The sequence below is a fragment of the Mesorhizobium sp. WSM4819 genome (genome assembly GCF_055811215.1).
In genome coordinates, this window is sequence record NZ_JBVVQO010000103.1 from 1 (window position 1) to 455 (window position 455).

The window sequence follows — 455 nt, forward strand, 5'->3', positions numbered from 1 at the left end:
GTCGGCGCGATGCCCAAAATGGCGATCTTGCCGCCATTGTTCATGGCGTCGATCATGTCGCGGAAGGCGGGTGCCGCACCCGACATTTCGAGGCCGACGTCAAAACCTTCGGTCATGCCGAGCGCCGGCATGATATCGCGCAGCTTTTCCTTCGACGCGTCGACCACATGCTGGACGCCGAGTTTTTTCGCCAATGCCAGCCGCACCGGGTTGATGTCGGTGATGACCACCTTTCGCGCGCCGACGCATTGAGCGACGAGCGCAGCCATGATGCCGATCGGCCCGGCGCCGGTGACCAGCACGTCCTCGCCGACCAGATCAAAGGACAGTGCGGTGTGGACCGCATTGCCCAGCGGATCGAAGATTGCGGCGATCTCGTCGGGCACATCGTCGGGGATCGGCACGACGTTGTGCTGCGGGATCGCCAGATATTCACCGAAGGCGCCCGGCCGGTT

At 63.5% G+C, this 455-nt stretch carries 1 protein-coding gene; it reads right to left on the reverse strand.

Going from position 1 to position 455, the window contains the following annotated elements:
* On the reverse strand, positions 1–455 hold a 455-nt coding region (locus AC0L18_RS32420), incomplete at both ends, for a zinc-binding dehydrogenase (RefSeq protein ID WP_473495750.1).